We start from the raw sequence: 24,100 nt of genomic DNA, 5'->3' as shown, positions 1-24,100 counted from the left end.
GCTGACGCCTTCAAACCCGGTGGCAATGCCCTCGAGGTCTTCAAGCCGCTTAACGTAGTTTTCAAGCAGCTCCTTGCGGGCGCCGGGACGCGCGCCGGAGATGGAATCCGCAGCCTGCACCAGCACTGCAAGCGCCGTGGAAGGCCGCTGATCTTCATGGTGGGCGGCTATGGCGTGGATGATCTCCTGGCTTTCGTTATACTTTTTGGCGAGGTCCGCGCCGATAAGGGCATGCGGGCCTTCCACCTCATGGTCGACAGCCTTGCCGATGTCGTGCAGCAAACCTGCGCGCTTGGCTTTTTTGACATCCATGCCAAGCTCGGCGGCCATCATGCCGCAGAGGGCCGATACCTCAAGCGAGTGCTGCAGGACGTTTTGGGTGAACGAGGTGCGGTAGCGCAGTTGCCCGAGCAGGCGGACAATTTCGGGATGGATACCGTGCACGCCCGCGTCAAAGGTCGCCTGTTCGCCCACCTCGCGCACCTGCGTATCCAGCTCCTGCTCGCACTTTTGCACAATGTCTTCGATGCGGGCGGGATGGATGCGGCCATCCTGAATCAACCGCTCGAGCGCCATCTTTGCAACCTGACGGCGCAATGGGCTGTAAGCGGAGAGGATGACCGTTTCAGGCGTATCGTCGATAATAAGATCGACGCCGGTGGCAGCCTCAAGCGCGCGGATATTGCGCCCTTCGCGCCCGATAATGCGGCCCTTCATGTCTTCGCTGGGAAGGGTCACAGCCGTCACGGTCTGCTCATTAACATAGTCGCCAGCGTAGCGCTGGATGACATTGCAGAGAATTTCCTTGGCCTTGCGGTCGGCGGTTTCGCGCGCTTCCATTTCGATCTGGCGGATCATGCGCGCTGATTCGTGCCGCGTTTTGGCTTCAATTTCACCAAAAAGCCGGGTTTTTGCCTCGTCGGCGGTGAGGCCGGCGATCTGCGAAAGCCGCTGTTCCTGCTCGTCTATACGGGTTTGCAGAAAGACCTCTGACTCGGCGAGCTGACGCTCTTTGCGGGCCAGGTCTTTTTCAGCGGTCAGCAGCTCGTGCTCTCTCGTGGTCGCTTTTTCGAGCTTTTCTTCAAGGCGGCCGCCCATTTCTTCAAGTTTGCGTTCGCGGGCCTTGACCTCGCGCTCGCGTTCCTTGAATTCGTTTTCGAGCTCCCGTTTCTGGTTGAACAGATCATCCTGACCCTGAAGCAAAATTTCTTTCTTCTGGGCCTGCGCCTCTTTGCGCGCTTCCGCCACTATGCGCTTCGCCAAATCGTCGGCGTCTCCCACCCGCTTTGCGGCAGAATGCTTGTGCGCCAACACCCCCAGCGCAACCCCCAGCAGCGCCGCAGCAACAAGTGCTGCAATGAACAAAGGATCCATGAATCCAGCCTCTCTCTTTTATCAATACGGACCCTGCGTCAAAAAACGCGGGCCGACGAACACCGGCAAACGGCAAAACTGCCGCACGCCGTAGCAAAATGAGCCCAAAGGGGCTGCTGAAACCCTGGCTGGATACCGTTAAACGGTGTGAAGTGAATTGCGCAAAAGCATCGGCCGCTGCGAAAGGCAGCCGGATACGTCAAAAGTAGGCGCATTCCCCGGAGCGCCGTGTCATGCATGCGGTACAGAACCTGGATAACCAGGTCGGGCGCCTGTGTGTCCTTTTTAGGCTTCCCGGTCTTGCCGGGCGTGCACACTATAGGACAGTGACGACTCCCTTTTATAATCTTGTCAGGTTAGCACCGAGGCATAAATCACGCGCGTCCCAGGGAAGCGCCCAAAGGAGCCTATGTTGACTCCTCTATTTTTGAAAGCAGGGCCGAGACGCGATTCTGCACGTCCGTCTGCTCTTTCTGCGATTGCAGCAAATCATCCGCCAGTCCAAGGGCTATAAAAGTCAGCAGAATGTCCTTGGTCTGCCCTCCGTGGAACCTCAGCTTCTGGTCAGCAAACCGATCCTCAACCAGCCGCACGGCTTCCTGCACACGCCTCATATCGGCGCCGGGCTTGAATGCAATACTCAGCCCAAGAACAGTGAGGTTGATAGTATCCTGGTTCACAAAAACCTACTCGACGCTGTCGTGCTCCTGAATCCTGTGCAGCAAGGCGTCAATGCGATTCAGCGCCTCAGTCCGCAACGTTTCTTCGTTTTCAAGAGCTTCACGCAGCTTTTGGTTTTCTTTCTCAAGCGCGTCATTTTCGGCTGCCACATCGGCAGACTCCGCACTGATTTTCGCGTTCTCCGCCTTGAGGCGGTCAAGCCGGGCCAAAAGCGCCTCGACCTGCGATTCTAGCTGCTCCAAAAGTTCCATGATTTGTAGATAACACTGCGGCATGACCTTGGCAAGAATGGATACGCGCGGGCCAAAAAATACCCGCGTCAAGCAGCGTTAACGCGGGTAAAAAGCCTTGAAAACCCTTATGGCGCAAGCCGCTGGGCTTGCCTATTTATTTTTGCGGGGCAGGTTTTTTTGCTTTTCGCGGGCTATGCCCAGCTCGCCGTTGGGCACATCGCGGGTTATCACCGAGCCTGCGCCCACAAGGGCGTCGTCGCCCACGCTCACGGGCGCAACCAGAGCGGTGTTGCTGCCGATAAAGGCATAGCGCCCTATTTTGGTCTGAAACTTGTGCTTGCCGTCGTAGTTGCAGGTGATTGTGCCTGCGCCGATATTTGTGCCCTCGCCGATTTCGGCATCGCCAAGATAGGTAAGGTGGTTGGCCTTGGCCCCTTTGCCGAGGCGGGCCTTTTTAAGTTCGACAAAGTTGCCCACGTGCGACTGCTCTTCAAGCACCGCGCCGGGCCGCAGACGGGCAAACGGCCCCACAAGGGCCGACGAGCCCACGCGGGCTTTTTCGAGATGCGAAAACGAGCGGATCTCCGCCCCGTTGGCAATGGAGCAGTCGCGCACGACGCAGTGCGAGGCAACGCTTGCTCCCCGGCTGATGCTGGTGCGGCCATAAATTTCGCACGGGCCTGTCAGCTCCGCGCCGGGTTCAATTTGCGCCAGCGGCCCCACGCGCACTGCGTCGGGCGCGTGCACGATGACGCCGGACGAAAGCAGGCCGTCCACAATACGCGCACGCAGGGTTTCCTCCATATGCGAAAGTTCCAGCGGAGAATTAACCCCCAGGAGGGAACCGTCACGCCCGCACTGAATGCCAAGAACATTGTATTTTTCCGCAACGGCGAGGCCGATGAGGTCGGTAATATAATATTCTCCGCTCTTGTTGCTGTTGTTGAGGTGCGGCAAAAGTGTTTCTACAGCTGCAAGGCTGCAGTAATACATGCCAGCGTTAACCTCATTTGAGGCCGGGCCATAAAGAGAAACGTCATAATCCTTGGCTTCAACAATAGCCCGTACCTTGCCCTGCTGGCGTACCACGCGGCCATACGCGCCGGGGTTATCCAGTTCAATGGTGGCAAAAGCCAGGTCCGAGCCTACGGCCTCTGCCAAAAAATAGCGGACCAGAGATTCCGAGAGCAGGGGCGTATCGCCGTTAACTACCAATAGATGGGTGCAACCGGCCTCTGTAAGCGCTGGCAAGGCCTGAATAAGCGCATGGCCCGTACCCAGCTGCTGCTCCTGCAATACAAAACGGGCATCGGGAAAGGCGGTTTGCACCATTTCGGCGCGGTGCCCGGCCACGATCCAGATATCGTCGGCAAAAACAGGGCGCAGAGCCTCAACGACGCAGGCAAGCATGGGTTCGCCCAGCAGCGTCTGCAGCACCTTGGGCCGGTCCGAGTGCATGCGGGTTCCCTTGCCCGCCGCAAGAATCAGAGCCGCGTTCTTCGGCATGAATAACTCCTTCATTCGCCATATGGCGGGAAACTGTGCAGGCAGAGCAATAGCCTCTTGCGGGCCAAACAGCAAGACCGCAGGCCAAATCGGCGCAGCAGGCCAAACCTAGCCCATGCGCACCTGCGGCGGCAGGCCCGAAACGCAAAGCTTGGCGTAGGCGCTGTGCAGGCGCGCGTCGAGCGCCTCGGCCGAGAGATCGGCCAGCCTCGGAAACAACCGGTTAAGCACCAATACCGCCTTGGCGGCGGCGGGCGTCAGCTGCAGCCCGCGCCAGTTGCGAAGGCGCAGACACCGCCCGCCGTAGTAATATTGGACAAGCCCCAGATTGTCGGTGGCGTCGCCCCGCGCGTCCAGGTTGAACAGCGGCGCGGCATTGAGCACGGCGTGCGTAAAAAAGTTTTGCATTGCGAGCATGCGCTGCTGATCCAGCTGGCAAAGATACCCGGCAGAAACAAGGCAGCCAGCGGCGTGGGCCAGCCAGCCCGCGCACTTGGCATGATCGGGAAAATGCGGAAGACCGCCCAGCATCCCGGCTATTTTTTCCTGCATAAACGAGTCGTTCAGATACATGGGCCGCATGTCGCAGGTGGAATTGTCGCCGTGCCGCCTGTAAAGCACCAATCCGTCCGGGTTGACGCCTACCTTGGCCCCGTACCCGTAGCAGCGCAGCCAGTATTCCTGATCCTCGCAATAACGGATGCTCTCGTCAAAAAAACCGACGCGCCGGGCGCACGACATGCGCAGCAAAAAACAGTGGATGGGCGCAAGGTTGGCGTTGCAGGCGTGCACGTCCCAATGGCTGTTGGCCAGCGACCAGAGCGCCAGCCCCCGGTCGCCCTGCCCGTGCTGAATATCCATGCAGCGGCAGATGACCATGTCCAGCTCCGGCTGGGCCTCAAAAACCCGCAGATGGCTGGCAAAAAGTCCCTTGGCAAAAAGGTCGTCCGCATCCAAAAAAGCCACAAAATCGCCGCTGGCCGCGCGCAGCCCGGCGTTTCTGGCTCCGGACGGGCCGGTGTTTTCCTGATGGATAAAAGTGATGTCCGCGCCAAGGCCTTGAGCGACCTCAACAGTGTCGTCTGTGGAGCCGTCGTCCACAACAATCACTTCTACATCAATGCCGGGAGCGCGCTGCGCAAGCACGCTGGACACAGCCTGCGGCAGGAATGCGGCATAATTGTGGCTGGGAATGACCACCGACACCAGGGTTTGCGAGGACATGCAGGCTCCTGCCATGCTGCGCGGGCAGAGGGCCGCCCCCCTGCCCCGCTCGCGCATGGTGCTATATCAACCGGCCCGCGCGCAGCGGGCGAAAAACACCGATTGTAAATCTATTTTTTCCAGACGAACGTAAACACCTGCTCCACATCGGGGTGCAGGGTGTGGTGCACCGGGCAGGATTGGGTGCAGCGTTCGATCACGATTTTGTCCTTCTCGGAATAGTCGCGGTCGGGCATCTTGAAGATCACTTCGATCTTGCCGATACGGCGCGGGTCGGCGCTCATGGTTTTGCTGATTTCCATTTCCGTGCCGGTCACGTCCACACCGTGGGTTTTGCCATAAAGGCCAATAATGGTCATGGCGCAGGCCCCAAGAGCTGTGGCGCACAGATCGGTGGGCGAAAAAGCCTCGCCCTTGCCCTGATTGTCGGAAGGGGCGTCGGTGATGATTTTTGTGCCGCTCTGGTTGTGGACGCATTCCACACGCAGATCTCCAAGATATTTTGCGCTGACGGTAGCCATTGCAACTCCTGCGGTTTTGCCGTGCTGACGACAGTTATATGGAATATTAGCCAAACACATTATGCTCGCGCAGGGTGTTGCAGGCAATAGCCAGCAGGGTCAGCCCACCCAGAAGCTCAGCCCAGCCGTTGACCGCGCAGAGATTGGCCAGAGCCTTGCCCAGATAAACCCCGGCGGCGGTAATAACCGCGCATACCACGCCGATCACCAGAGAAGGAGTCCATACCGGGGTTCCCAGAATGGCAAACGACAGCCCCACAGCCAGTGCGTCGATGCTGGTGGCGACGCTCAGCACCAGCAGATTGCGCCCCGCCGTAGGGTCCACAGAAGGACGCGCACAGCACTCACGGGCCCGCAAGGCCGAAAACCCGGAATGCACCATCTTGCCGCCTATCCAGCCCAGCAGGGCAAAGGCGACCCAGTGATCCCACGTCTCCATGTACGAGCGCACCGTAACACCCAGATACCAGCCGACAACAGGCATGGCGAACTGAAAAAAACCAAATGCGGCGGAGAGTCTGAAATAGTGACGCGCCTTGGGGGCGCGCAACGCACAGCCAGAAGCCAGGGCCACGGCAAAGGCATCCATGGAAAGGGCCACGGCCAGCAGCAAAACAGCATAAAACGACATAAAATCCCTCATGTAACAGCGCAAAACTGCCGTCGGCAATGCCTGCAGAACGGTCAGAACTATATGGCAAGCGAGGCACAGGGGCAAGCGAGGTCTTTCGCTTGCGACCGGGGCTGCCTCAGGATACAAGACTGGTCATGCAAACTATTCCCTCATGGCTTTTTTGCTGGCAATGGATTGCCGCCATTCTGCATCTGGGCGCCATGGCCGCCTCGGCCATGCCCGTCATCATCGCCCTGACACTGGCCTCGGGCAGGCGCGGGCACGCTGGCCTCAGCGCCTATGGCGCACGCGCCCTTGCGGGCTTTGCCGCCGCCCTGGCTGTTCTTGGTCCCCTGCTGGCGGCGGGCGAGGTGCTTGCCTTGCTGCTCAGCCTGCGCGGCGCGGAACATATGTTTGACGGCGTATCCCCATGGATGCCCGCCATGTTGCCCTACACCGCAAGCGTTGGCGCTTGGCTTGCGGGCATAGCCTGCCTGCTGCTCTACCTTGCCGTTGACAAAGCAGCGGCAGGCATGCGGCCTCCGGCCACGCAAGAGTGCTGGCAGCCGGGGCAGATAGGCACGCGCGTGGGTCTGGCGCTGGCGGCGGCGCTATGCTTTTTTGCCGCTCAGACTTTGCCCAACTGGCCTTTTTCGGGCATGCCGCAGGGCCTGAACCTGACGGATGTGGCCCTTGCCGTGCTTTCGGGCACGCTGCACGAATACTTTACCGCGCTTGCCCCGGCAGGCAGTCTTGCGCTGATGGCGCTTGTCTGCAAAAAACGCGCAGCCGCCAAGGCCGGGTTTACGCAAGCCGACGAGCAACGCGCCGCCCGCTGGTGCTCTCTATGGGCCATGGTGGGGCTTATCCCCCGCTGCATTGACCGCTGGGGCCTGATAATCGGGTTTTCCTTACGTCAGGGGCCGTTGCCGCAAGGCACGGCCGACCAGGCCATGGGCCTTGTACCCATGACGCTGGCCATCGCTTGCTGGGTTGTGCTGTTTACCCTGCGCGCCCCGCGCAAACTATACTGGCTCAACGTGCTCGGCGTCCTGCTGCTGGTGTTGGGCGCCAGTTTCCCTTACCTTGCGGCGCTATGGCGCTGACGCTTGCCCCCCCAGCAGGCAGAGCGTATAAAGACAGAACAAGCGGACGCGCTTTTTCCGCAACCAGGAGGAACCTATGCGGCGTTTGACGTTACTAACCCTCTTTATTCTTTGCCTGGCCGTTACAGCTCAGGCCGAGCCGCGCTCATTTACGCTTTTCAGCGCTGACCTGCCCCAAGGCTGGGACGGCGAGGAAAATATGGGCTTCAAATCCGGCAACCCTGACGAATGCATGCTGATACTCGGGCTTTCAAACGAAAAGCACGACGGCTACGACGCCCTCATCAGCATCTTTGTGCTGCCCAACGAGCAAAAGGACGACAGCGCCGCTCTGGCCAACAAGCTGGCTCCGCTGCAGGCAAACGCCTCCACTCCGCGCCCGCAGGGGCCCTTCTGGACGTTTAACGGCGAGCCGCGCAGCCAGACCTTTCCCGCACCTGGCGTGACCAAGGTCAACACCACGTCCGACAAGGTTTTTATCGCCATTGTGCAGGATCCCCAGCAGCGCGGCGCCGAAGCTGTTTTTGCCAGCCTCAAGGGCCTGACGCCCGAAGCGAGCAAACTGCTGAGCCAGTAACCCCAAAATTCTGATGCAGCCGACACACGGCTGCATAAAAAAACGGCTGCCCCGCAAGGACAGCCGTTTTTTTATGCGCCAAGGGCCACGCGCCCAGCAGGCGCGGCCCCATAACCGGCAAAAGCCTATTCGTGCCAGCCAAGAAACATCTTGTAGGCGTCGTTGTTGGATTCTTCCACATGCGGGTAGCCCATGGCCTCGACGCGCTTGAGAAAGTCCTCAAAAGCGTCCTTTTTTTCCTCCGGCGCTTCAAACCCCACCAGCACGCGGCCAAAATCCGCACCATGGTAACGGTACTGGAACAGCGTGATGCTGAAATCCACCCGCATGGCATCCATAAAGTCCAGCAGGGCGCCAGGCCGCTCGGGAAAGGTAAAACGCAGCAGCCGCTCGTGCGAAACCTGAGGCGCGTTGCCGCCCACCAGATGCCGCACATGTACCTTGGCCAGCTCGTTGTCCGTAAGGTCAATGGCTTCAAAACCCTTGTTGCGCAGCTCGCCGAGCACCTGCGCCACATCGGCGCGGCCATTGATCTTGATGCCCACCAGAACCCTGGCCTTGACCGGGTCGGAAAAACGCGTGCACAGCTCGGTGATGTTGCGGCTGCCAAACGAGGCGCACAGCTGCCGGAAACTGCCCACTGCTTCGGGAATGGTCACAGCCAGCAGAGCCTCGCGCTGCGCGCCGATTTCTGCACGGTCCACCACGTGGCTCAGGCGGTCAAAATTCATGTTTGCGCCGCTGACCACGGCCACAAGCGTGGCGTCCTGCAGACCGCCAGCCTTGGCGTAGGCCCTGAGCCCCGCCAGCGAAAGCGCACCGGCAGGCTCGGCCACCACGCGGGTGTCTTCAAAAATATCCTTGATGGCTCCGCAGATGGCGTCGGTCTCAACGGTGATGATGTCGTCGAGCAGGTCGCGGCACAGGGCAAAAGTTTCCTCTCCCACCAGCTTGACGGCCACGCCGTCGGCAAACAGGCCCACGTCGTGCATTTCCACCCGGTGGCCAGCCATGACCGACCGCCGCATGGCGTCGGAATCCACCGGCTCCACGCCGATTACACGTATCTCTGGCCGCAGGTTTTTGATATACGCGGCAATGCCCGCTGCCATGCCGCCGCCGCCAATGGGCACAAATACGGCATGGATGTCGCCGGGATGCTGGCGCAAAATTTCCATGGCTATGGTTCCCTGCCCGGCGATGACATCGGGGTCGTCAAAGGGGGGGATGTACACGCAGCCTGTTTCCTGAATAAGATCAATGGTGTGCTGCCAGGCGTCGCTAAAAGATTCGCCCGAAAGCACCACCTGACCGCCGAGGCGCTTCACCGCATCCACCTTGATGGCGGGCGTGGTCACGGGCATGACGATGGTGGCCTCGCACCCCAGCCTGCGCGCGCCAAGGGCTACGCCCTGAGCGTGGTTGCCGGCCGAGGCGGTAATGACGCCACGGCGCAGTTCTTCCTTGGACAGGTGCGCCATCTTGTTGTAAGCACCGCGAATTTTAAAAGAAAAAACAGGCTGCAGATCTTCGCGCTTGAGCAGGATGTTGTTGCCCGTGCGGCGCGAAAGACTGACCGCTTCGTCCAGGGGGGTTTCTACCGCCACGTCGTACACGCGGCTCAAGAGGATACGATTCAGATATTCGCTGTGCTTGTCCATGAGAATGTCCTTGCGGGGCTTCGCGCATGGCCGCCCTTGCGGTCTAAAAACGCATTTTTGTAAGACCTGTATTCATATACCTGCAATAAACGCTTCTCAACCCCTTACCTTTCAAAAAATCCCGGTTTTGCCGCCGCGCGGGGTATGCCCCACGGTTTACGCGCCCGCTGCCCAGGCTGCGCGGCCTTTGCCGCGTCTGTACAGCTAAACCCCGTTGCGCTATACGTACCGAATGACCGAACCGACTTACGAGTTTTCCCCGTCTGAAACGCACGGCCTGACCGAATATACGCCGCACATATCAGTGCGCGCTGCCGGGCGGCTGTGGCGGCTGACCAGAGCAGCCGACCTTGAGCAGCTATGGGACGCCATGACAGCCGAGCCCGACGATTTTGAAGACGAACGCCTGCCCTACTGGACGGAGCTGTGGCCCTCAAGCATAGCGCTGGCTGGCTGGCTGGCGCAGCAACAGAGCGCCATTGCCGGGCGGCCCTGTCTTGATATGGGCTGCGGCCTGGGGCTTACCGCCATGGTGGGCCAGTGGCTCGGCGCAAACATGACGGCCATGGATTATGAGGAAGACGCATTGCGCTTTGCGGCCCGTAACGCAGCCCTCAACGGGGTGCCCCAGCCGCTCTGGACAGTCATGGACTGGCGGCGGCCTGCCGTGCGTGCGCGGAGCATGCAGCGCATCTGGGGCGGCGACATCATGTATGAAAAGCGCTTTGTGGCCCCTGTACTACGCTTTCTTGACCATGCTCTCGCCCCGGACGGCGCGGCATGGGTAGCGGAGCCGGGACGCACCGTGTACGATGCTTTTTTGCATGCGTTGCAAAGCGGCGGCTGGCAAGGCCGCCGGGTGTACCGCGAAACGGTTGAGCCGCTGTACGCCCAGCCAGTGCCGGTTACCGTACACGTCTGGGAAATCTGCCGCCGGGCCTGATTGGCGGCATTCTACAACTACAGCACTGCGCCCCCTGCGCAAAACGGATACTACCATGGGAAATCTGGCACGCTTTGGCGTTTCACTGGACGAAGACCTGCTGGAGCCGTTTGACGAACTGTGCAAACGCAAAAGTTACCCCAACCGCTCGGAAGCCATACGCGACCTTATCCGCAAGGCGCTGGTCGAAGAACGCTGGAGCAACGATCCCTCCGGAGCGGGCACGCTCACGCTGGTTTACGACCATCACAAAAATGATCTGGCCCGCCGCCTCATGAACATTCAGCACGACGACCACGACCTTATCATCACCACGCTGCACGTACACCTTGACCACTACAACTGCCTGGAAGTGCTGGTGCTCAAGGGCGAACCCGTGCGCTTGCGCGCGCTGGCCAACAAACTGATCTCGTGCCGGGGCGTAAAGCACGGCACATTCACCGCCACCACCACAGGACAGGATCTGGCATAATGGAAGACGTACAGAGCCACGCCCCGCAGGTTGCACTGAACATTGATCGCGTGGGCGTTCGCGATCTGAAGCTGCCCCTGCTGGTGCGCGATCGCAGCCAGGGCACGCAACAGACCGTGGCTACCGTAGACCTGGGGGTAGATTTGCCGTCTTCCTTCAAGGGCACGCACATGAGCCGCTTTGTTGAAGCGCTCGAACAGTGGAATGATGAAATAAGCTATCAGTCCGTGCGGCGGCTGCTGGTCAATATCAAGGAACGGCTGGGCGCGCGCCGGGCCTATGCACGGTTTGGCTTTCCCTATTTTATCGTCAAAAAAGCCCCGGCTTCGGCCAGCCCCGCCACTGTGGCCTACGACTGCCGCCTCACCGGCGAGCTTGACGACAAGGGACAGTCGTTTGTACTTGAAACAGACGTGCCCGTCATGACCGTCTGCCCCTGTTCCAAGGCCATCAGCCGCGAGGGCGCGCACAGCCAGCGGGCCATGGTGCGCATGCGCCTGCGGATGCGCACGTTTTCGTGGCTTGAGGACTTCATCGACATCGCCGAACAATCCGGTTCGTCCGCCGTGTACACCCTGCTGAAACGCGAAGACGAAAAATTTGTTACCGAAAACGCCTTTGCCCACCCCACCTTTGTGGAAGACGTGGTGCGCAATGTGGCGCAGCGGCTGACTGAGCACGGTCAGGTTGAATGGTTCAGCGTTGAAGTCGAGAGCATGGAATCCATCCACAACCACAATGCCTTTGCCCGCATTGAGCGCGACCTCAGCGTGCGCTGAACCGCCCCCCCCCACCTGCCAGATAAACCTGCGGCGCGACACAAATGATGTTTGGCAACTATTGTAATGCGCTGTATTTCCCCGACAACCGGGCCAAAAAAAAGTTTTTTGCATTCGGGTAATACTTATGCTAGTTATGCCGTAAGGTGTGAATGATGAGTACTAGCAGCAGCATGCAGCTTGGCGCATCAGCCATGAACGCCTATTCATGGGGCATGGCTGTGACGGCGCACAATGTAGCCAACGTGAATACGGCTGGCTTTGAGCCGCAGCGCGCTGTTTACGCCAATAATTCGCACAATCAGGGCGTCAGTTTCGACGCCGTACTGAAGGACGCCGGATCAGCCGCCGCCCAAAACCCTGACTGGACTGCCGCCAAAGCGGTTTATGATGTCACTTCAGGCCTTCCTCTGGAAGCATCCGCCCCAAGCGGCACGGATCTTTCCCGAGAATTCACCACGATGATCTCTGCCCAGCACGCCTATGAGGCAAACGCGCAGGTTGTACGCGCCAGTGATTCCATGCTGGGAACACTATTGGACATCAAGGCCTGACCAACTACAGACAAGCGGGGTTTCTCCCGTTTTTTTGCGTGACCCGCCGTAGTCTTTTGTGCTGCGGCGCAACCCACACGGAGCGCCGATGGGTAAATGTCTAAAACTGTGCGTCCTGGCTCTGGCATGCGCCATGGCCTTTGGCTGCTCAGCAAAAAACAACCAGCGTTATGACTACAGTTCGCAGGCGGAACAACGATTTCGCCGCTCATACGAGGCAGCTTTTGACAACAACGAGCAGAAGGGCAGCCAGCAGCTTTTGCGCAAGGCCAGGTCTGCAATCGGCACCCCATATGTGCCGGGGGGTATGTCTCCCGGCGGGTTTGACTGCTCTGGGTTTGTCTGCTGGGCCTACAAAAGCGTTGGCGTAAATCTGCCCCGCACGGCCCGCGAGCAATCGGTTATCGGCAAGCGCGTCAATAACGTTGAAGACATGCAGGTCGGCGATATCGTAGCTTTTCGCCACCCCCGCCGGGGCTACCACACCGGCATATATGTGGGTGACGGCAAGTTCATCCACAGCCCCCACCGCCGAACCACCGTACGCGTCAATTCTCTGGACGACCCCTATTTTAAAGGCACGTTTCTTGGTGCACGACGCATCAAGATGGACGGGTCGGAAAATGTCGTCGCCGAGGCCGAAAGCCGCCTGAACGACTACGCCGAAGAAAAAGCCGTGCGCGATATCTATCGCAGCCACAAACCTTCGCACAATGCGGTAGCCAGCGATGACCGAGGCAAAAGCCGGGGCAAGGACAAAGACAAAGATCGCTCCAAGGACAAAAGCCCCTCAAAATCGCGCGACAAATTTGTGGAAGTTGCCAGCCTGGACAAAAAGAACGGCGCAAGCCGCAAGATCGAAGTGGAAAAGGCAAGCAAATCTTCTGACAAGTCGTCCGCAAAATCGGCGGGCAAGTCTGAAAAATCGTCAGATAAGTCGTCGGTCAAGGAAGACAAGTCGGACAAAAAGAGCAGCTCCGGCGTTTCCAAGTCGGGCTCTTCCAAGCCCGAAACCGCAAAATCCGAGCACAAGAGCGAAAACCGTAAACAGGAATCCGCCAAGTCGGACACGCACAAGAGCGAAGGGCGCAAATCCGAGGCGACCAAGAGCGACAGCAAGTCTGGCGCTTCAAAATCCAGCGCAGCCAAGAGCGAACCTTCCAAGAAGGAAAAAAGCGACTCCGACAAGGTCGCCTCAAAGTCCGACAGCGGCAAAAGCAAAAAAACTCCCGCCAAAAACCGGGACAACAATTCATAGGATCGAATAATGCTTCCCAACATCACACCTGCGGAAGCGCAAAAGCTGCTGCAGGGCAACAAGGCGCGCATTGTTGACATACGTGAGGCCGACGAAATTGCGTCCATGCGCATTGCTGGCGCAGAGGCCGCCCCGCTTTCCGTTATTTCATGGATGAGCCTTGCCCCCGCAAACGCGGATATGCCCATCATCTTTACCTGCAATTCCGGCAACCGCACCACCAAGAACAGCGACCTGCTGCAAAAGCTGGCCGCAGGCCCCGCATGGCAGATGGAGGGCGGCGTCAGCGCCTGGGCCAAGCAAAGCCTGCCGGTTGAGCTATCAAAACAGCCGCTGCCCATCTTTCGGCAGATACAGATTGGCGCGGGCGGGTTGGTTCTCGCCGGGGTGCTTGGCTCCCTTGTGTGGCCCTCCATGCTCTGGCTTTCGGCCTTTGTGGGCGCAGGGTTGATATTTGCGGGCGTTACCGGCTTTTGCGGTCTGGGTCTGCTGCTTTCGGCCATGCCCTGGAACAAAAAATAGTTGCATGTCCGCCGCGTCGATTATTCGCGGCAGGCTGGCTCCCAGCCCAACCGGCTTCATCCATCTTGGCAATGCCTGGGCTTTTTTGCTGGCATGGCTCGCTGCACGCAGCGTGGCCGGGCAGGTTGTGCTGCGGATAGAAGATATCGACCCGCAGCGCTCGAAGCCCCACTACACTGCAGCCCTGATTGAAGACCTCAAGTGGCTGGGGCTGGACTGGGACTTTGGCCCGGACAAACCAGCTTCAGCGGGCCTGCAACTGGGTCCCTTTGAACAAAGCCAGCGAACCGCCTGCTATACTGCGGCCATTACCCGGCTAGAGAGCGCTGGTCTGGCCTACCCCTGCTTTTGCACCCGCAAAGAGCTGCGCAGCCTGGCAGGCGCGCCGCATGTGGATGATGCGGGAGCGCCCTACCCCGGAACCTGCCGCGACCTGAGCCCAGCGCAACAAGAGGCCATGCTTGCTGCAGGACGCCGCCCCTGCCTGCGCCTGCGCTGCCCTGCCGAGCCCATCACGTTTACCGACGCCGTACTTGGAGAGCAGTCGCACACGCTTGTCGACTGCGGCGGCGACTTTGCCCTGCGCCGCTCGGACGGCGTGGTGGCCTATCAGCTGGCGGTAGCTGTTGATGATGCTCTTATGGGCATAAATCAGGTTGTTCGCGGGCGCGACATCCTCATTTCTACACCCAGGCAGATTGCTCTTCTCAAGCTCCTGGGCTATGGTGCTCCCGCTTATGCCCATGTGCCCCTGCTGCGGGATGCCGACGGACAGCGCCTTGCCAAGCGGCATCAAAGCCTGGCGGTGCGCAACCTGAAGCAAGCTGGCGTTGATCCACGCAGTATAACCGGCTTTTTGGGAACATTGGCAGGGTGCAATCCTGACGGCGGCGCTGCCAGCCCCGCAGAACTTTTGCCGCACTTTTCGCTTGCGCGCCTTCCTGCCGAGGACATACGCGTTGCGGGCGAAGCCTTGCGGACACTGGTGGCCTGACGGCCATTTGATGCAAACACCGCTCATGCAGACAGAGGATGTTTATGACCATGCAAGACCTGGATCAGACCTTTCTGGACGAAATTTTTCCCGCCGGACGCGCCGACGCCTTTTTTGACGCGCTTTTCGGCGGCGCGGAAGAAGGAGCCTACGACATAGGCCTTGTCTGCCACGGCGTGGAACCGCAAAAAGCCAAACTCGCCTTTGAACTGCGCCAGCGCCCCGGCAAGTGCCTGGCCTGCAACCTCACCTACGGGCTTCCCCAGGTTTTTCAGCGCCACCCCATCCTGAACGTGGCTGGCGTGGCCCGAGATGTGGCCGCCCACCTCGGCTGGCCTGCCGAATCCACCAAGTGGAAACTCGGCCATACGGAGGAGGTCAGCCGCGAGCTGCACGTCATCCCCCTTGTGGTGGAGTGCGTTTAGCCCTATCTGAGCCTGCTTGCTTGACAACTGCCTATTTTTCAGGCAATTGATTTCGGTTGCCAGCTTAGCTCAGTTGGTAGAGCAGCTGATTCGTAATCAGCAGGTCAAGAGTTCAAGTCTCTTAGCTGGCTCCACAGAAATCAAGCCCTTACGGTGAATAACCGCAAGGGCTTTTTTGTTGGGCTACCACGGGGCTACCACCGCAAATAAAACTGGGGGCAACTGGATCAAAAAAACCTGCAGCATCAAGCATATCGGCTCTACCTCAAAGACGGGGGCATAGCGTCTCCAAGAAAAAATGGGCATACCAAGCAAAGCCGGTATGCCCACCAGGGCAACCTTTATTTTCCGACCAAAGAAAAGAAGAGAAGGCCCTGTGGAAAGATTGTTAATTGGCTTGCGGGATTTTGCAATCGAAAAAGTGGTGAGTCGTACGCCCCCGGTTTTTGAGGTCAGATGGACTGGCAAGAACGCTTGTCCTCATTGCGCGTGCGATAATTTACGCGTCAAGGACTCATTTTGGCGGACGATCCGTAATATTTCCATTCATGGAAGGGCGTCACGTCTGTTAGTTCGCTGCCATAAATACCGATGCGAGAGCTGCGGCAGATATTTTAATACCAGACTTGCAGGAATAAAGGTGTGGAGCAGGACAACAGAGCTGCTTAAGCGCAACATATTTCAGGCTTACAACAAAGGTGTTACCTGTAAGGAAATCGCCGATGAGCACCGGATTGGCGTTGCCAGCGTGGAGCGGTACTACCACCAGATGATGCAGCACAAGAGCAGCCACTGGGCAAACCGCACAGCCCGCGCATTCTGGGCATTGATGAGCATAGATTTACGCGCAGACAGGGCTTTGCGACCACCTTTTGCGACTTGGCCCGCCGCAGGGTATTTGACGTGGTAAAAGGGCGCAGTGCCGCCGATATGCGCGATTTTTTGCAATCACTGCAAGGCCGCCATAAAGTCAAAATGGTCTGTATTGATATGAACTCTGCGTATCGGCGACTTGTGCGGGAGTGGTTTCCCAATGCGCGCATTGTTGCGGACAGGTTTCATGTTATCAGGCTGGTGAATCAACACTTTTCAGAGCTGTGTAAAGCAATTGATGAAAAACAACTTGCCCATGGGCGCGGCGGTATGATGCGTCTTTTGCTGACTCGCCGTGATCAGTTAACAGACTCACAGAAAGAGCGATTACGAACATACTTTGCTGACAGGCCGGACATTGAATCACTGTACGAATTTTTGCATGACACAGCCGATTTATTGCGTGTGCGAGCGCAAAGTATCGATTCTTGCCGCAAGTATGTTGCTGAATTATTGAAAAAAATTGATCAACTTCGAAAAACTAGCTTCGCGCCGTTGCGTACCCTGGGCAAGACGTTGCATAATTGGCGGGAAGAAGTGGCCCGAATGTTCCGCTTTACCCGGAATAACGGCATCACAGAAGGTTTTCACCGAAAAATAAAGTTGATTCAGCGGCGTGCGTATGGCTTTCGTAACTTCGAAAACTACCGCCTGCGTGTGCGTGTTTTGGGCTCTACCTCAAAGACGGGGGCATAGCGTCTCCAAGAAAAAATGGGCATACCAAGCAAAGCCGGTATGCCCACCAGGGCAACCTTTATTTTCCGACCAAAGAAAAGAAGAGAAGGCCCTGTGGAAAGATTGTTAATTGGCTTGCGGGATTTTGCAATCGAAAAAGTGGTGAGTCGTACGCCCCCGGTTTTTGAGGTCAGATGGACTGGCAAGAACGCTTGTCCTCATTGCGCGTGCGATAATTTACGCGTCAAGGACTCATTTTGGCGGACGATCCGTAATATTTCCATTCATGGAAGGGCGTCACGTCTGTTAGTTCGCTGCCATAAATACCGATGCGAGAGCTGCGGCAGATATTTTAATACCAGACTTGCAGGAATAAAGGTGTGGAGCAGGACAACAGAGCTGCTTAAGCACAACATATTTCAGGCTTACAACAAAGGTGTTACCTGTAAGGAAATCGCCGATGAGCACCGGATTGGCGTTGCCAGCGTGGAGCGGTACTACCACCAGATGATGCAGCACAAGAGCAGCCACTGGGCAAACCGTACATGCCCGCGCATTCTGGGCATTGATGAGCATAGATTTACGCGCAGGCAGGGCTTTGCAACCACATTTTGCGACTTGGCCCGCCGCAGGGTATTTGATGTGGTTAAAGGGCGCAGTGCCGCCGATATGCGTGATTTTTTGCAATCACTGCAAGGCCGCCACAAAGTAAAAGTGGTCTGTATTGATATGAATTCTGCGTATCGGCGTCTGGTGCGGGAATGGTTTCCCAATGCGCGCATTGTTGCGGACAGGTTTCATGTTATCAGGCTGGTGAATCAACACTTTTCAGAGCTGTGTAAAGCAATTGATGAAAAACCACTTGCCCATGGGCGCGGCGGTATGATGCGTCTTTTGCTGACTCGCCGTGATCGGTTAACAGACTCACAGAAAGAGCGATTACGAACATACTTTGCTGACAGGCCGGACATTGAATCACTGTACGAATTTTTGCATGACACAGCCGATTTATTGCGTGTGCGAGCGCAAAGTGTCGATTCGTGCCGCAAGTATGTTGCTGAATTATTGAAAAAAATTGATCAACTTCGAAAAACTAGCTTCGCGCCGTTGCGTACCCTGGGCAAGACGTTGCATAATTGGCGGGAAGAAGTGGCCCGAATGTTCCGCTTTACCCGGAATAACGGCATCACAGAAGGTTTTCACCGAGAAATGAAGTTGATTCAGCGGCGTGCGTATGGCTTTCGTAACTTCGAAAACTACCGCCTGCGTGTGCGTGTTTTGTGCTGCTGAAATGGCTGGGGAATAGATCAGAAACCTGTCGGAAAAACTGCTCGCTGAAGGGGCTTGCCCCCGTCTTTGGTGTAGACCCTCTTTGGTGTAGAGCCCTAAAATGTGGCTAAAAGTGACAAAGACGCAAAAAAGCCCTTACGGTGATTAACCGTAAGGGCTTGATTTTTATGGTGCGCCCGGAGAGATTCGAACTCCCGACCTACAGGTTCGTAGCCTGTTGCTCTATCCAGCTGAGCTACGAGCGCGTTGACGAAGGGGAAATTAACTCAAGTCACAGTGGCCGTCAACCTTTTTTTCAAAATTATTTTTGAAAAGTCTGTGAACTTGTTTAAAAATATTTTTCAAAACTTTCTGTAAGGGAATGTACTTGCCCTTGGGCAAGCACGCCTCAAACCGACAGAAAAAACTACTGGGCGCTGATGCCGTTGACGGCATGAGCCAGACGCGAGATTTTACGCGCGGCCTTCTTCCAGTGCATGGCGCCCTTGCCGGCGGCCTTGGCGAGTACAGAGGCGGCGCTGGAAAGAGCTTCGCTGGCCTGACTCTGTTCGTTGCTCTGAATGGCGGCGCGAACCTGCTTGATGGCATTCTTCACACGGGTACGGGCGGCGCGATTGCGGCCTGCCCGCTGCAAGCTCTGCTTGTGACGCTTGAGGGCTGACTTATGGTTGGCCACTGTGAATCCTCCACATATGTTGGGCTTGCCCGCGCAAGCCATGAAAACAGAAGTTAGCGCGTTGTCGCGAAGAAGGGTAACTACCACCAGCACGCCTACCTGTCAAGCATTCGTGCCATTTTATCAAATCTTTTTTCAAATTCGGGGGTTGGGACGCATGGTTACGCGCCCTGCCCCCTCGCAAACCGTTGCCAGAATTACATCTGCAGGGCCGAAAAATCGGCCAGACGCGCAAACCTTGCTCCCAGGCAGTGCAGCATGCTCAGCCTGTTGCGGCGCAGGTCAGCCTCGTCGCACATAACCATTACCCCGGCAAAAAAGGCATCCACCGCAGGCCGCACGTCGCTCAGGCAGGCCAAAGCCGCAGCATGGTCGTGCGCGGCCCACAGGGCGTCAAGCCGGGGCAGCATTTCTTCAAGCGTGGCGGCAAGGGCCTTTTCGGCATCTTCGCGCAGCAGGGCCGGATCCCAATGGTCGGCCAGATCTTCTGTCTGCCCCTGCTTGCGCAGGATATTGGCCACTCGCTTGAAGGTTTGTACCGCAGCCTCGTAATCCGCATGCTGACTAAAGGCCGCCAGGGCGGCAAGGCGTGCGCCGCAGTCTTTAACATCTTCCGCGCCAGCGCCAAGGGCCGCGTCCACCAGCAGTGTATCCTGCCCCTGACTCATGAAGTAGTTGCGCAAACGCGCGGCAAAAAACTCCATGAGCTTGTCCAGCGCATCCTGCGGAGCAAGCTTCCACTGGCGGTCGCCGTACAGCTGCTGCGCCATGGCAAAGAATTGCCGCACATCCACGTTAAGGCCAAATTCAAGCATGATGCGTATAATGCCCAGCGCGCAGCGGCGCAGACCATTGGGATCAGCCGCTCCGGTAGGAATCATGCCCAGCCCGAAGCAGCCCGCAAGCGTATCTGCCTTGTCGGCCATGGAGAGCAACGCGCCCGCAAGGCTTTTGGGCAGCGGAGAATCCGGCCCGGCGGGCAGATACTGCTCGCCAAGGGCGTCGGCCACAACGGCGCTCTCGCCTTTGCGGCCAGCATAGATGCCGCCCATAATGCCCTGAAGGGTATCAAACTCGCCCACAAGTCCGCTCACCAGATCAGCCTTTGAGAGGCGACCGGCACGCGCTGCGTCGTCGGCAAGTTTGGGAGCGCAGCTTTCGGCAAGCCAGCGGCACAGAGACTCAAGCCTGCGGGTTTTGTCGCCCATGCTGCCAAGATTGCCGATAAAGATGACCGAATCAAGCTTTTGCAGCCAGTGGTCAAAGGTATCGCGCAAGTCGGCCTGCCAGAAAAAGCGGGCGTCCTCAAGACGGGCGCGCAGCACGCGCTCCCAGCCGCGCTTGACCACGCCCATGTCTTCGGGCGTGATATTGAGCACAGTGAGAAAATGCGGCAGCAGTTCGCCGTTGGCCCCTTCAATGCCAAAACTCTTCTGGTGGCTCTCCATGCTGGTAAGCAGAACTTCGCGCGGCACCTCAAGATAGGCGGGGTCAAAGTCGGCCAGAAGCGGCACGGGATGTTCTGCCAGCCCCTGCACCTCGTCCAGCAGGCTGTCTTTCCAAAGCACCTTGCCGCCAGCTGCAGCGGCCTGGGCGTTGCCGCCATCAATAATAGCACTGCGGCGCTGGGCCGGGTCGATGGTGATGGCGCAAGGCCCGGCGAGGGTTGCCAGAAATTCGTCGGCATGGGGCACGGCAAAGGGGCCGGGGCCGTGGATGCGATGGCCGCAGGTTTCACGCCCTGAGGTCATGGGGCCAACGGTAAAGGGCACGACGGCATCGTCCAGCAGGGCCAGCACCCAGCGCAGTGGGCGGGCATACGCCAGAGAGTACGCGCCCCAGTGCATGCGCTTTTGGAACGAGAGGGCCGTTATGATCGACGGGCAGATCTGCGCCAACAGATCAACAGCGGCAGCGCCGCCGGTGCGCTTGCGCACGGCCACATACTCGCCCTTGTCCGTCTCGACGCGAAAAATGTCGTCCAGCGAGCAGGCGTTGGTGCGGGCAAAGCCCTCAAGCGCCTTGGTGGGTTTGCCTTGGGCGTCATAAGCCACGCGCACGGGCGGGCCGGAGACCACTTCTTCCCTCTCCACCTGCACGGGGTTGAGGTTTTCAACTATCACCACGGCGCGGCGCGGCGTGCTCATCACGCGCAAAGCGCCATGCTCAAGCCCGGCCTCGTCCAGAGCGCCGCTAAAACGGGAGGCCAGTTCCCCTTCTTCCGGAGCCAGAAAACGCGAAGGCAATTCCTCGCTGCCAATTTCAAGCACAAAGGTCGCCACGGCTTACCTCGCATCCTTTTTGAGCATGGGATAGCCCAGTTCTTCACGCTGGGCCGCATACAGTCGCGCCACTCCAGCCGCCAGGGCGCGCACCCTGCCGATGTAGCCGGTGCGCTCGGTGATGGAGATCGCTCCGCGGGCGTCCAGAAGGTTGAAGGTATGGGAGCACTTGAGGCAGTAATCATAGGCGGGCCAGGGCAGCCCCATCTCAAGCAGGGCCTTGCACTGCCCCTCAAAATCGCTGAAGTGCCGCAAAAGCATCTCGGGATTGCTGACCTCAAAATTATGGCGCGACTGCTCCACTTCGTTCTGATGATAGATGTGGCCGTAAGTGACGTTTTTGTTCCAGGCCAGATCGTAAACAGATTCAACGCCCTGCAGATACATGGTGAGGCGCTCGAGGCCGTAGGTCAGCTCCACGCTGATGGGCGAAAGGTCAATGCCGCCTACCTGCTGAAAATAAGTAAACTGGCTCACTTCCATACCGTTGAGCCAAACCTCCCAGCCAAGCCCCCAGGCGCCGAGGGTGGGTGATTCCCAGTCGTCTTCCACAAAACGGATGTCGTGCTGCGCGGGGTTGATGCCCAGCGCATTGAGACTTTGCAGATACAGGTCCTGCACGTTGTCCGGCGAGGGTTTCATGATGACCTGAAACTGGAAGTACCGTTGCAGGCGGTTGGGATTTTCGCCGTAGCGGCCATCCGTGGGGCGACGGGATGGCTCCACGTAGGCAACGCTCCACGGTTCCGGCCCGATAACCCTCAAAAACGTGTTGGGGTTGAACGTACCGGCCCCGCATTCCACACCCGAAGGCTGTTCGATAACGCAACCCTGGTTGGCCCAGTAGTTCTGCAAAGTTAAAATGACATCCTGAAAATACATGCGCTGTCCTTTGTTCGTAGCCTTTTTCAGACCCATACACGCGGCGGCTGCGTACACCGCCGCCCCAAAACCATCCCTGATTCTGAGCCAAAACCCTGTCGCACCAGCGCTATACGTGGCGAAAGTATCCCCCTTCCCACGCCAGGCCCAGGTGATATTGCACAAATCCGTCAATAACTTTGGCGCAAGAGCGCCGGTCAGCCGCTGGCAGGTCTTCCGCATGCCAGCCGGAGGGAAATTCTTGCTGTACATGGCGCAAAAGGTCAAGCCCGCCCGCGCCCAATTCCACCCCGTAACGCGCTGGCCCCGCCGCAGCGCGGCATGAGGGACAGCGCAGCTGGGCCTCGTCGACCACAAATTGCGCAGGGCCCGTAATGCTTGCGCCGCAGGTGCCGCACCGGCCAAGGTCAGGGGCAAACCCCAGCACGCCGGCAAAGCGCAGTCTGAAAAAAAGTGGCAGCAATGAAGGTATGTTGTCCGCTTCTTCCAGTGTTTTGCGCAGGTCTTCCACCAGCAAAAAGGCCTCGTCCGCGCCCTCGTCGTTGACGCCCAGAGCTTCAACAAAGCGCAGGCAGTTGGCCGCCAGCCCCATACGCTGCCAGTTGCGCCGCAAACTCTGCGGGCCGCAGAGCAACACGGCTTCTTCCAGATTAAGAAAGCTGCCGCGCCCAGATGTCTTGACCCGGCAATGCAGGCTGTTGAGCACATCCAGGCAGCCGCAAAAACGACGCCTGCTGCGGCTGCCGCCAAAGGCGAACAACGTCAGCAGGCCGTGTTTGCGACAAAGCATTTTCAGCCACAGATCTGACTCGCGAAAGTGCCCGATGCGCAGCACAAGCGCGTGATCTGCCCATTCGGTCATTGCCGGTCCGAAGGGGGAAACGCCAGATTGCGCACCTGACCGCTCTGCCCCGCCGGGGGCAGATCTTCACCGTCATACCGCAGGCGCACGCCGCCGGCATTGCCAAGCTTAAGCTCCAGACTTTTGCTGAAGGTAAGGGCAAACGTATCGCCCTTGTGCAGCGAAAACTGGCGCGTGTCCGTTTTATCAGCGCTGGAATGGACCCAGCATTCTTCGGTAGCTGTAATAATAAGCTTGTGCACGCCCGCCGGGGTTTCGCCAGCCTGCGCCGCAGGTGCGGTGGACGATGCGGCCGTCGCCGGAGCAGCCGGGGCCGTCGGCGCAACCGCCGAGGGAGCAGCCGTACCACGCGCGGGCGCAGCCCCCGCAGGCAAAGCAGAAGGCAAACCCGAAGCCTGACCAGCTGCCGCAGCCAGCTGACCGGCGGCGGGAGCAGCAGGTTTGACTGCAGCCGCACCCTGAGCCTGGCTGGCAGCCGAGGCCGGGGCGGATGCCGCAGGGGCCTGAGCGGCAACGGGAGCATTTGCCCCCTGTGCCAGACCTGCAGGTGCGGCAGGCGCGGAAGGACGAACCGCAAGATTGCCGGGGTCCACCGATTCCGCGCTTTGCATGGGCGCGGGCTGGGCCAGACGGCGCGTCTGGCGACCCAAAAAGTCCAACGCGCCCTGCTGCCAGGCTATGAGCGCCGCCACAACAATACCCACCATCACAACCCCGGCCAAAATGGGCTTGAGGTTGCGACGCGAGGTAAGAACCATCTCGGGCTCATAAACATTTTGCGGTGCGACAGGCTCTGCCGCGCCCTCAAGCGCCCCGATCGCCTCGCTGACTTCTTCGGCAGAAAGACCCACGTACGCCGCGTATGAGCGAATAAACCCCTTGGTGTACGCCAGAGGGGGCAAGGACTGCTCGTCCCCTTCCTCCAAAGCGCGCAGAAGACGGGCGCTGATTTTCAGCTTGTTTGCCGCGTCTTCCATGTCCAGGCCCCGCTTTTCGCGTTCTACGCGTAAGGCAGCGCCCAATTCCACTAAGGTCATGTTAAAGCCTCGATAATGGTCTTGCCACCCGGAGGGGCAGCTGTTGCCAGCAAAAAACCGCAACCGCCAGGGGGCGGCAC

24 protein-coding genes, 2 tRNA genes, 1 other RNA gene and 2 pseudogenes (1 of these 29 running past the window's edge) are annotated in these 24,100 nt (G+C 58.5%); 14 read left to right on the top strand and 15 right to left on the bottom strand.

Going from position 1 to position 24,100, the window contains the following annotated elements; translation table 11 throughout:
* From rny to DDIC_RS04945, 8 genes are all read right to left on the bottom strand, one after another.
* Nucleotides 1-1,374, bottom strand: the 5' portion of a protein-coding gene (rny, locus tag DDIC_RS04980) for a ribonuclease Y (protein WP_136399422.1). 186 nt of this gene lie to the left of the window's left edge; the window shows 1,374 of its 1,560 coding nt (coding positions 1-1,374); its start codon is at nt 1,372-1,374; its stop codon lies off the left edge, out of view.
* A gap of 211 nt (nt 1,375-1,585) precedes the next feature.
* Nucleotides 1,586-1,769, bottom strand: a non-coding RNA gene (gene ssrS, locus DDIC_RS04975) — 6S RNA.
* Between the two features lie 12 nt (nt 1,770-1,781).
* Nucleotides 1,782-2,054 carry a cell division protein ZapA gene (zapA, locus tag DDIC_RS04970; protein WP_136399421.1) on the bottom strand — a complete coding sequence of 91 codons (273 nt, stop codon included), beginning with the start codon at nt 2,052-2,054 and terminating at the stop codon, nt 1,782-1,784.
* Nucleotides 2,055-2,060: 6 nt separating this feature from the next.
* Nucleotides 2,061-2,306, bottom strand: coding sequence for a cell division protein ZapB (zapB, locus tag DDIC_RS04965; RefSeq protein ID WP_136399420.1), 246 nt, complete (start codon nt 2,304-2,306; stop codon nt 2,061-2,063).
* A gap of 132 nt (nt 2,307-2,438) precedes the next feature.
* The gene (glmU, locus tag DDIC_RS04960; protein WP_136399419.1) at nt 2,439-3,794 is read right to left on the bottom strand and encodes a bifunctional UDP-N-acetylglucosamine diphosphorylase/glucosamine-1-phosphate N-acetyltransferase GlmU; all 1,356 of its coding nucleotides are present in this window, start codon (nt 3,792-3,794) and stop codon (nt 2,439-2,441) included.
* 108 nt (nt 3,795-3,902) lie between these two features.
* Nucleotides 3,903-5,018 (bottom strand): glycosyltransferase family 2 protein, encoded by a 1,116-nt coding sequence (locus tag DDIC_RS04955; RefSeq protein WP_168732470.1) that lies wholly within the window; start codon nt 5,016-5,018, stop codon nt 3,903-3,905.
* 110 nt (nt 5,019-5,128) lie between these two features.
* On the bottom strand, nt 5,129-5,539 hold the full coding sequence (locus DDIC_RS04950; protein ID WP_136399417.1) for an OsmC family protein: 411 nt from the start codon (nt 5,537-5,539) through the stop codon (nt 5,129-5,131).
* A gap of 46 nt (nt 5,540-5,585) precedes the next feature.
* Nucleotides 5,586-6,170, bottom strand: a complete 585-nt coding sequence (locus DDIC_RS04945) for a manganese efflux pump MntP (RefSeq protein ID WP_136399416.1) — start codon at nt 6,168-6,170, stop codon at nt 5,586-5,588.
* Nucleotides 6,171-6,307: 137 nt separating this feature from the next.
* On the opposite strand from DDIC_RS04945, the gene DDIC_RS04940 reads away from it, so the two are divergent.
* Nucleotides 6,308-7,258 carry a spidroin-2 gene (locus tag DDIC_RS04940; RefSeq protein WP_136399415.1) on the top strand — a complete coding sequence of 317 codons (951 nt, stop codon included), beginning with the start codon at nt 6,308-6,310 and terminating at the stop codon, nt 7,256-7,258.
* A gap of 76 nt (nt 7,259-7,334) precedes the next feature.
* Nucleotides 7,335-7,835, top strand: a complete 501-nt coding sequence (locus DDIC_RS04935) for a protoporphyrinogen oxidase (protein ID WP_136399414.1) — start codon at nt 7,335-7,337, stop codon at nt 7,833-7,835.
* Nucleotides 7,836-7,960: 125 nt separating this feature from the next.
* On the opposite strand, the gene ilvA is transcribed toward DDIC_RS04935, so the two are convergent.
* Nucleotides 7,961-9,496 (bottom strand): threonine ammonia-lyase, biosynthetic, encoded by a 1,536-nt coding sequence (gene ilvA / locus DDIC_RS04930; protein ID WP_136399413.1) that lies wholly within the window; start codon nt 9,494-9,496, stop codon nt 7,961-7,963.
* Nucleotides 9,497-9,728: 232 nt separating this feature from the next.
* On the opposite strand from ilvA, the gene DDIC_RS04925 reads away from it, so the two are divergent.
* From DDIC_RS04925 to DDIC_RS04875, 12 genes and pseudogenes are all read left to right on the top strand, one after another.
* On the top strand, nt 9,729-10,439 hold the full coding sequence (locus tag DDIC_RS04925) for a class I SAM-dependent methyltransferase (protein WP_136399412.1): 711 nt from the start codon (nt 9,729-9,731) through the stop codon (nt 10,437-10,439).
* Between the two features lie 55 nt (nt 10,440-10,494).
* Nucleotides 10,495-10,911: a nickel-responsive transcriptional regulator NikR gene (gene nikR, locus DDIC_RS04920; RefSeq protein ID WP_136399411.1), complete on the top strand. Its 417-nt coding sequence runs from the start codon at nt 10,495-10,497 to the stop codon at nt 10,909-10,911.
* Nucleotides 10,911-11,690: a GTP cyclohydrolase FolE2 gene (folE2, locus tag DDIC_RS04915; RefSeq protein WP_136399410.1), complete on the top strand. Its 780-nt coding sequence runs from the start codon at nt 10,911-10,913 to the stop codon at nt 11,688-11,690. The genes nikR and folE2 overlap by 1 nt, the downstream gene beginning before the upstream one ends.
* A gap of 155 nt (nt 11,691-11,845) precedes the next feature.
* Nucleotides 11,846-12,244, top strand: coding sequence for a flagellar basal body rod C-terminal domain-containing protein (locus DDIC_RS04910; protein WP_247647557.1), 399 nt, complete (start codon nt 11,846-11,848; stop codon nt 12,242-12,244).
* Nucleotides 12,245-12,332: 88 nt separating this feature from the next.
* A complete protein-coding gene (locus DDIC_RS04905) occupies nt 12,333-13,502 on the top strand; it encodes a C40 family peptidase (protein ID WP_136399408.1) in 1,170 nt (389 codons plus the stop codon).
* A gap of 9 nt (nt 13,503-13,511) precedes the next feature.
* Nucleotides 13,512-14,024, top strand: a complete 513-nt coding sequence (locus DDIC_RS04900) for a rhodanese family protein (protein WP_136399407.1) — start codon at nt 13,512-13,514, stop codon at nt 14,022-14,024.
* A 4-nt stretch (nt 14,025-14,028) separates the two neighbouring features.
* On the top strand, nt 14,029-15,018 hold the full coding sequence (gluQRS, locus tag DDIC_RS04895; RefSeq protein ID WP_136399406.1) for a tRNA glutamyl-Q(34) synthetase GluQRS: 990 nt from the start codon (nt 14,029-14,031) through the stop codon (nt 15,016-15,018).
* Nucleotides 15,019-15,062: 44 nt separating this feature from the next.
* Nucleotides 15,063-15,443 carry a hypothetical protein gene (locus DDIC_RS04890; protein ID WP_348769737.1) on the top strand — a complete coding sequence of 127 codons (381 nt, stop codon included), beginning with the start codon at nt 15,063-15,065 and terminating at the stop codon, nt 15,441-15,443.
* Between the two features lie 58 nt (nt 15,444-15,501).
* A tRNA-Thr gene (locus tag DDIC_RS04885) sits at nt 15,502-15,577 on the top strand.
* 164 nt (nt 15,578-15,741) lie between these two features.
* Nucleotides 15,742-16,035, top strand: a pseudogene (locus tag DDIC_RS14130) (hypothetical protein); the annotation flags it as partial.
* Between the two features lie 194 nt (nt 16,036-16,229).
* Nucleotides 16,230-17,012, top strand: a pseudogene (locus DDIC_RS04880) (ISL3 family transposase); the annotation flags it as partial.
* Between the two features lie 39 nt (nt 17,013-17,051).
* Nucleotides 17,052-18,281, top strand: coding sequence for an ISL3 family transposase (locus tag DDIC_RS04875; protein ID WP_168732468.1), 1,230 nt, complete (start codon nt 17,052-17,054; stop codon nt 18,279-18,281).
* Nucleotides 18,282-18,449: 168 nt separating this feature from the next.
* Here DDIC_RS04875 and DDIC_RS04870 read toward each other — a convergent pair.
* From DDIC_RS04870 to DDIC_RS04845, 6 genes are all read right to left on the bottom strand, one after another.
* A tRNA-Arg gene (locus DDIC_RS04870) sits at nt 18,450-18,526 on the bottom strand.
* A gap of 161 nt (nt 18,527-18,687) precedes the next feature.
* Complete coding sequence (rpsT, locus tag DDIC_RS04865) at nt 18,688-18,957, bottom strand: 30S ribosomal protein S20 (protein WP_136399403.1); 270 nt, start codon at nt 18,955-18,957, stop codon at nt 18,688-18,690.
* Between the two features lie 197 nt (nt 18,958-19,154).
* Nucleotides 19,155-21,239, bottom strand: coding sequence for a glycine--tRNA ligase subunit beta (gene glyS / locus DDIC_RS04860; protein ID WP_136399402.1), 2,085 nt, complete (start codon nt 21,237-21,239; stop codon nt 19,155-19,157).
* A 3-nt stretch (nt 21,240-21,242) separates the two neighbouring features.
* Complete coding sequence (glyQ, locus tag DDIC_RS04855) at nt 21,243-22,121, bottom strand: glycine--tRNA ligase subunit alpha (RefSeq protein WP_136399401.1); 879 nt, start codon at nt 22,119-22,121, stop codon at nt 21,243-21,245.
* A gap of 109 nt (nt 22,122-22,230) precedes the next feature.
* Nucleotides 22,231-22,983 (bottom strand): DNA repair protein RecO, encoded by a 753-nt coding sequence (gene recO / locus DDIC_RS04850; protein ID WP_136399400.1) that lies wholly within the window; start codon nt 22,981-22,983, stop codon nt 22,231-22,233.
* Complete coding sequence (locus tag DDIC_RS04845; protein ID WP_136399399.1) at nt 22,980-24,020, bottom strand: helix-turn-helix domain-containing protein; 1,041 nt, start codon at nt 24,018-24,020, stop codon at nt 22,980-22,982. Before DDIC_RS04845 ends, recO begins: the two co-directional genes overlap by 4 nt.
* Nucleotides 24,021-24,100 lie beyond the last annotated feature (80 nt).

Source organism: Desulfovibrio desulfuricans, assembly GCF_004801255.1.
Taxonomy (GTDB): domain Bacteria; phylum Desulfobacterota; class Desulfovibrionia; order Desulfovibrionales; family Desulfovibrionaceae; genus Desulfovibrio; species Desulfovibrio desulfuricans_C.
Note: the sequence above shows the minus strand (reverse complement) of the source record. Positions and strands in the feature narration are given on the sequence as shown.

Excerpts from the sequence above, each read along its gene's own strand:
- zapB (WP_136399420.1), bottom strand. The coding sequence starts at position 2,306 with ATGGAACTTTTGGAGCAGCTAGAATCGCAGGTCGAGGCGCTTTTGGCC.
- glmU (WP_136399419.1), bottom strand. The coding sequence starts at position 3,794 with ATGCCGAAGAACGCGGCTCTGATTCTTGCGGCGGGCAAGGGAACCCGC.
- DDIC_RS04955 (WP_168732470.1), bottom strand. The coding sequence starts at position 5,018 with ATGTCCTCGCAAACCCTGGTGTCGGTGGTCATTCCCAGCCACAATTAT.
- DDIC_RS04950 (WP_136399417.1), bottom strand. The coding sequence starts at position 5,539 with ATGGCTACCGTCAGCGCAAAATATCTTGGAGATCTGCGTGTGGAATGC.
- DDIC_RS04945 (WP_136399416.1), bottom strand. The coding sequence starts at position 6,170 with ATGTCGTTTTATGCTGTTTTGCTGCTGGCCGTGGCCCTTTCCATGGAT.
- DDIC_RS04940 (WP_136399415.1), top strand. The coding sequence starts at position 6,308 with ATGCAAACTATTCCCTCATGGCTTTTTTGCTGGCAATGGATTGCCGCC.
- DDIC_RS04935 (WP_136399414.1), top strand. The coding sequence starts at position 7,335 with ATGCGGCGTTTGACGTTACTAACCCTCTTTATTCTTTGCCTGGCCGTT.
- ilvA (WP_136399413.1), bottom strand. The coding sequence starts at position 9,496 with ATGGACAAGCACAGCGAATATCTGAATCGTATCCTCTTGAGCCGCGTG.
- DDIC_RS04925 (WP_136399412.1), top strand. The coding sequence starts at position 9,729 with ATGACCGAACCGACTTACGAGTTTTCCCCGTCTGAAACGCACGGCCTG.
- nikR (WP_136399411.1), top strand. The coding sequence starts at position 10,495 with ATGGGAAATCTGGCACGCTTTGGCGTTTCACTGGACGAAGACCTGCTG.
- folE2 (WP_136399410.1), top strand. The coding sequence starts at position 10,911 with ATGGAAGACGTACAGAGCCACGCCCCGCAGGTTGCACTGAACATTGAT.
- DDIC_RS04910 (WP_247647557.1), top strand. The coding sequence starts at position 11,846 with ATGAGTACTAGCAGCAGCATGCAGCTTGGCGCATCAGCCATGAACGCC.
- DDIC_RS04905 (WP_136399408.1), top strand. The coding sequence starts at position 12,333 with ATGGGTAAATGTCTAAAACTGTGCGTCCTGGCTCTGGCATGCGCCATG.
- DDIC_RS04900 (WP_136399407.1), top strand. The coding sequence starts at position 13,512 with ATGCTTCCCAACATCACACCTGCGGAAGCGCAAAAGCTGCTGCAGGGC.
- gluQRS (WP_136399406.1), top strand. The coding sequence starts at position 14,029 with ATGTCCGCCGCGTCGATTATTCGCGGCAGGCTGGCTCCCAGCCCAACC.
- DDIC_RS04890 (WP_348769737.1), top strand. The coding sequence starts at position 15,063 with ATGACCATGCAAGACCTGGATCAGACCTTTCTGGACGAAATTTTTCCC.
- DDIC_RS04875 (WP_168732468.1), top strand. The coding sequence starts at position 17,052 with ATGCCCACCAGGGCAACCTTTATTTTCCGACCAAAGAAAAGAAGAGAA.
- glyQ (WP_136399401.1), bottom strand. The coding sequence starts at position 22,121 with ATGTATTTTCAGGATGTCATTTTAACTTTGCAGAACTACTGGGCCAAC.
- recO (WP_136399400.1), bottom strand. The coding sequence starts at position 22,983 with ATGACCGAATGGGCAGATCACGCGCTTGTGCTGCGCATCGGGCACTTT.
- DDIC_RS04845 (WP_136399399.1), bottom strand. The coding sequence starts at position 24,020 with ATGACCTTAGTGGAATTGGGCGCTGCCTTACGCGTAGAACGCGAAAAG.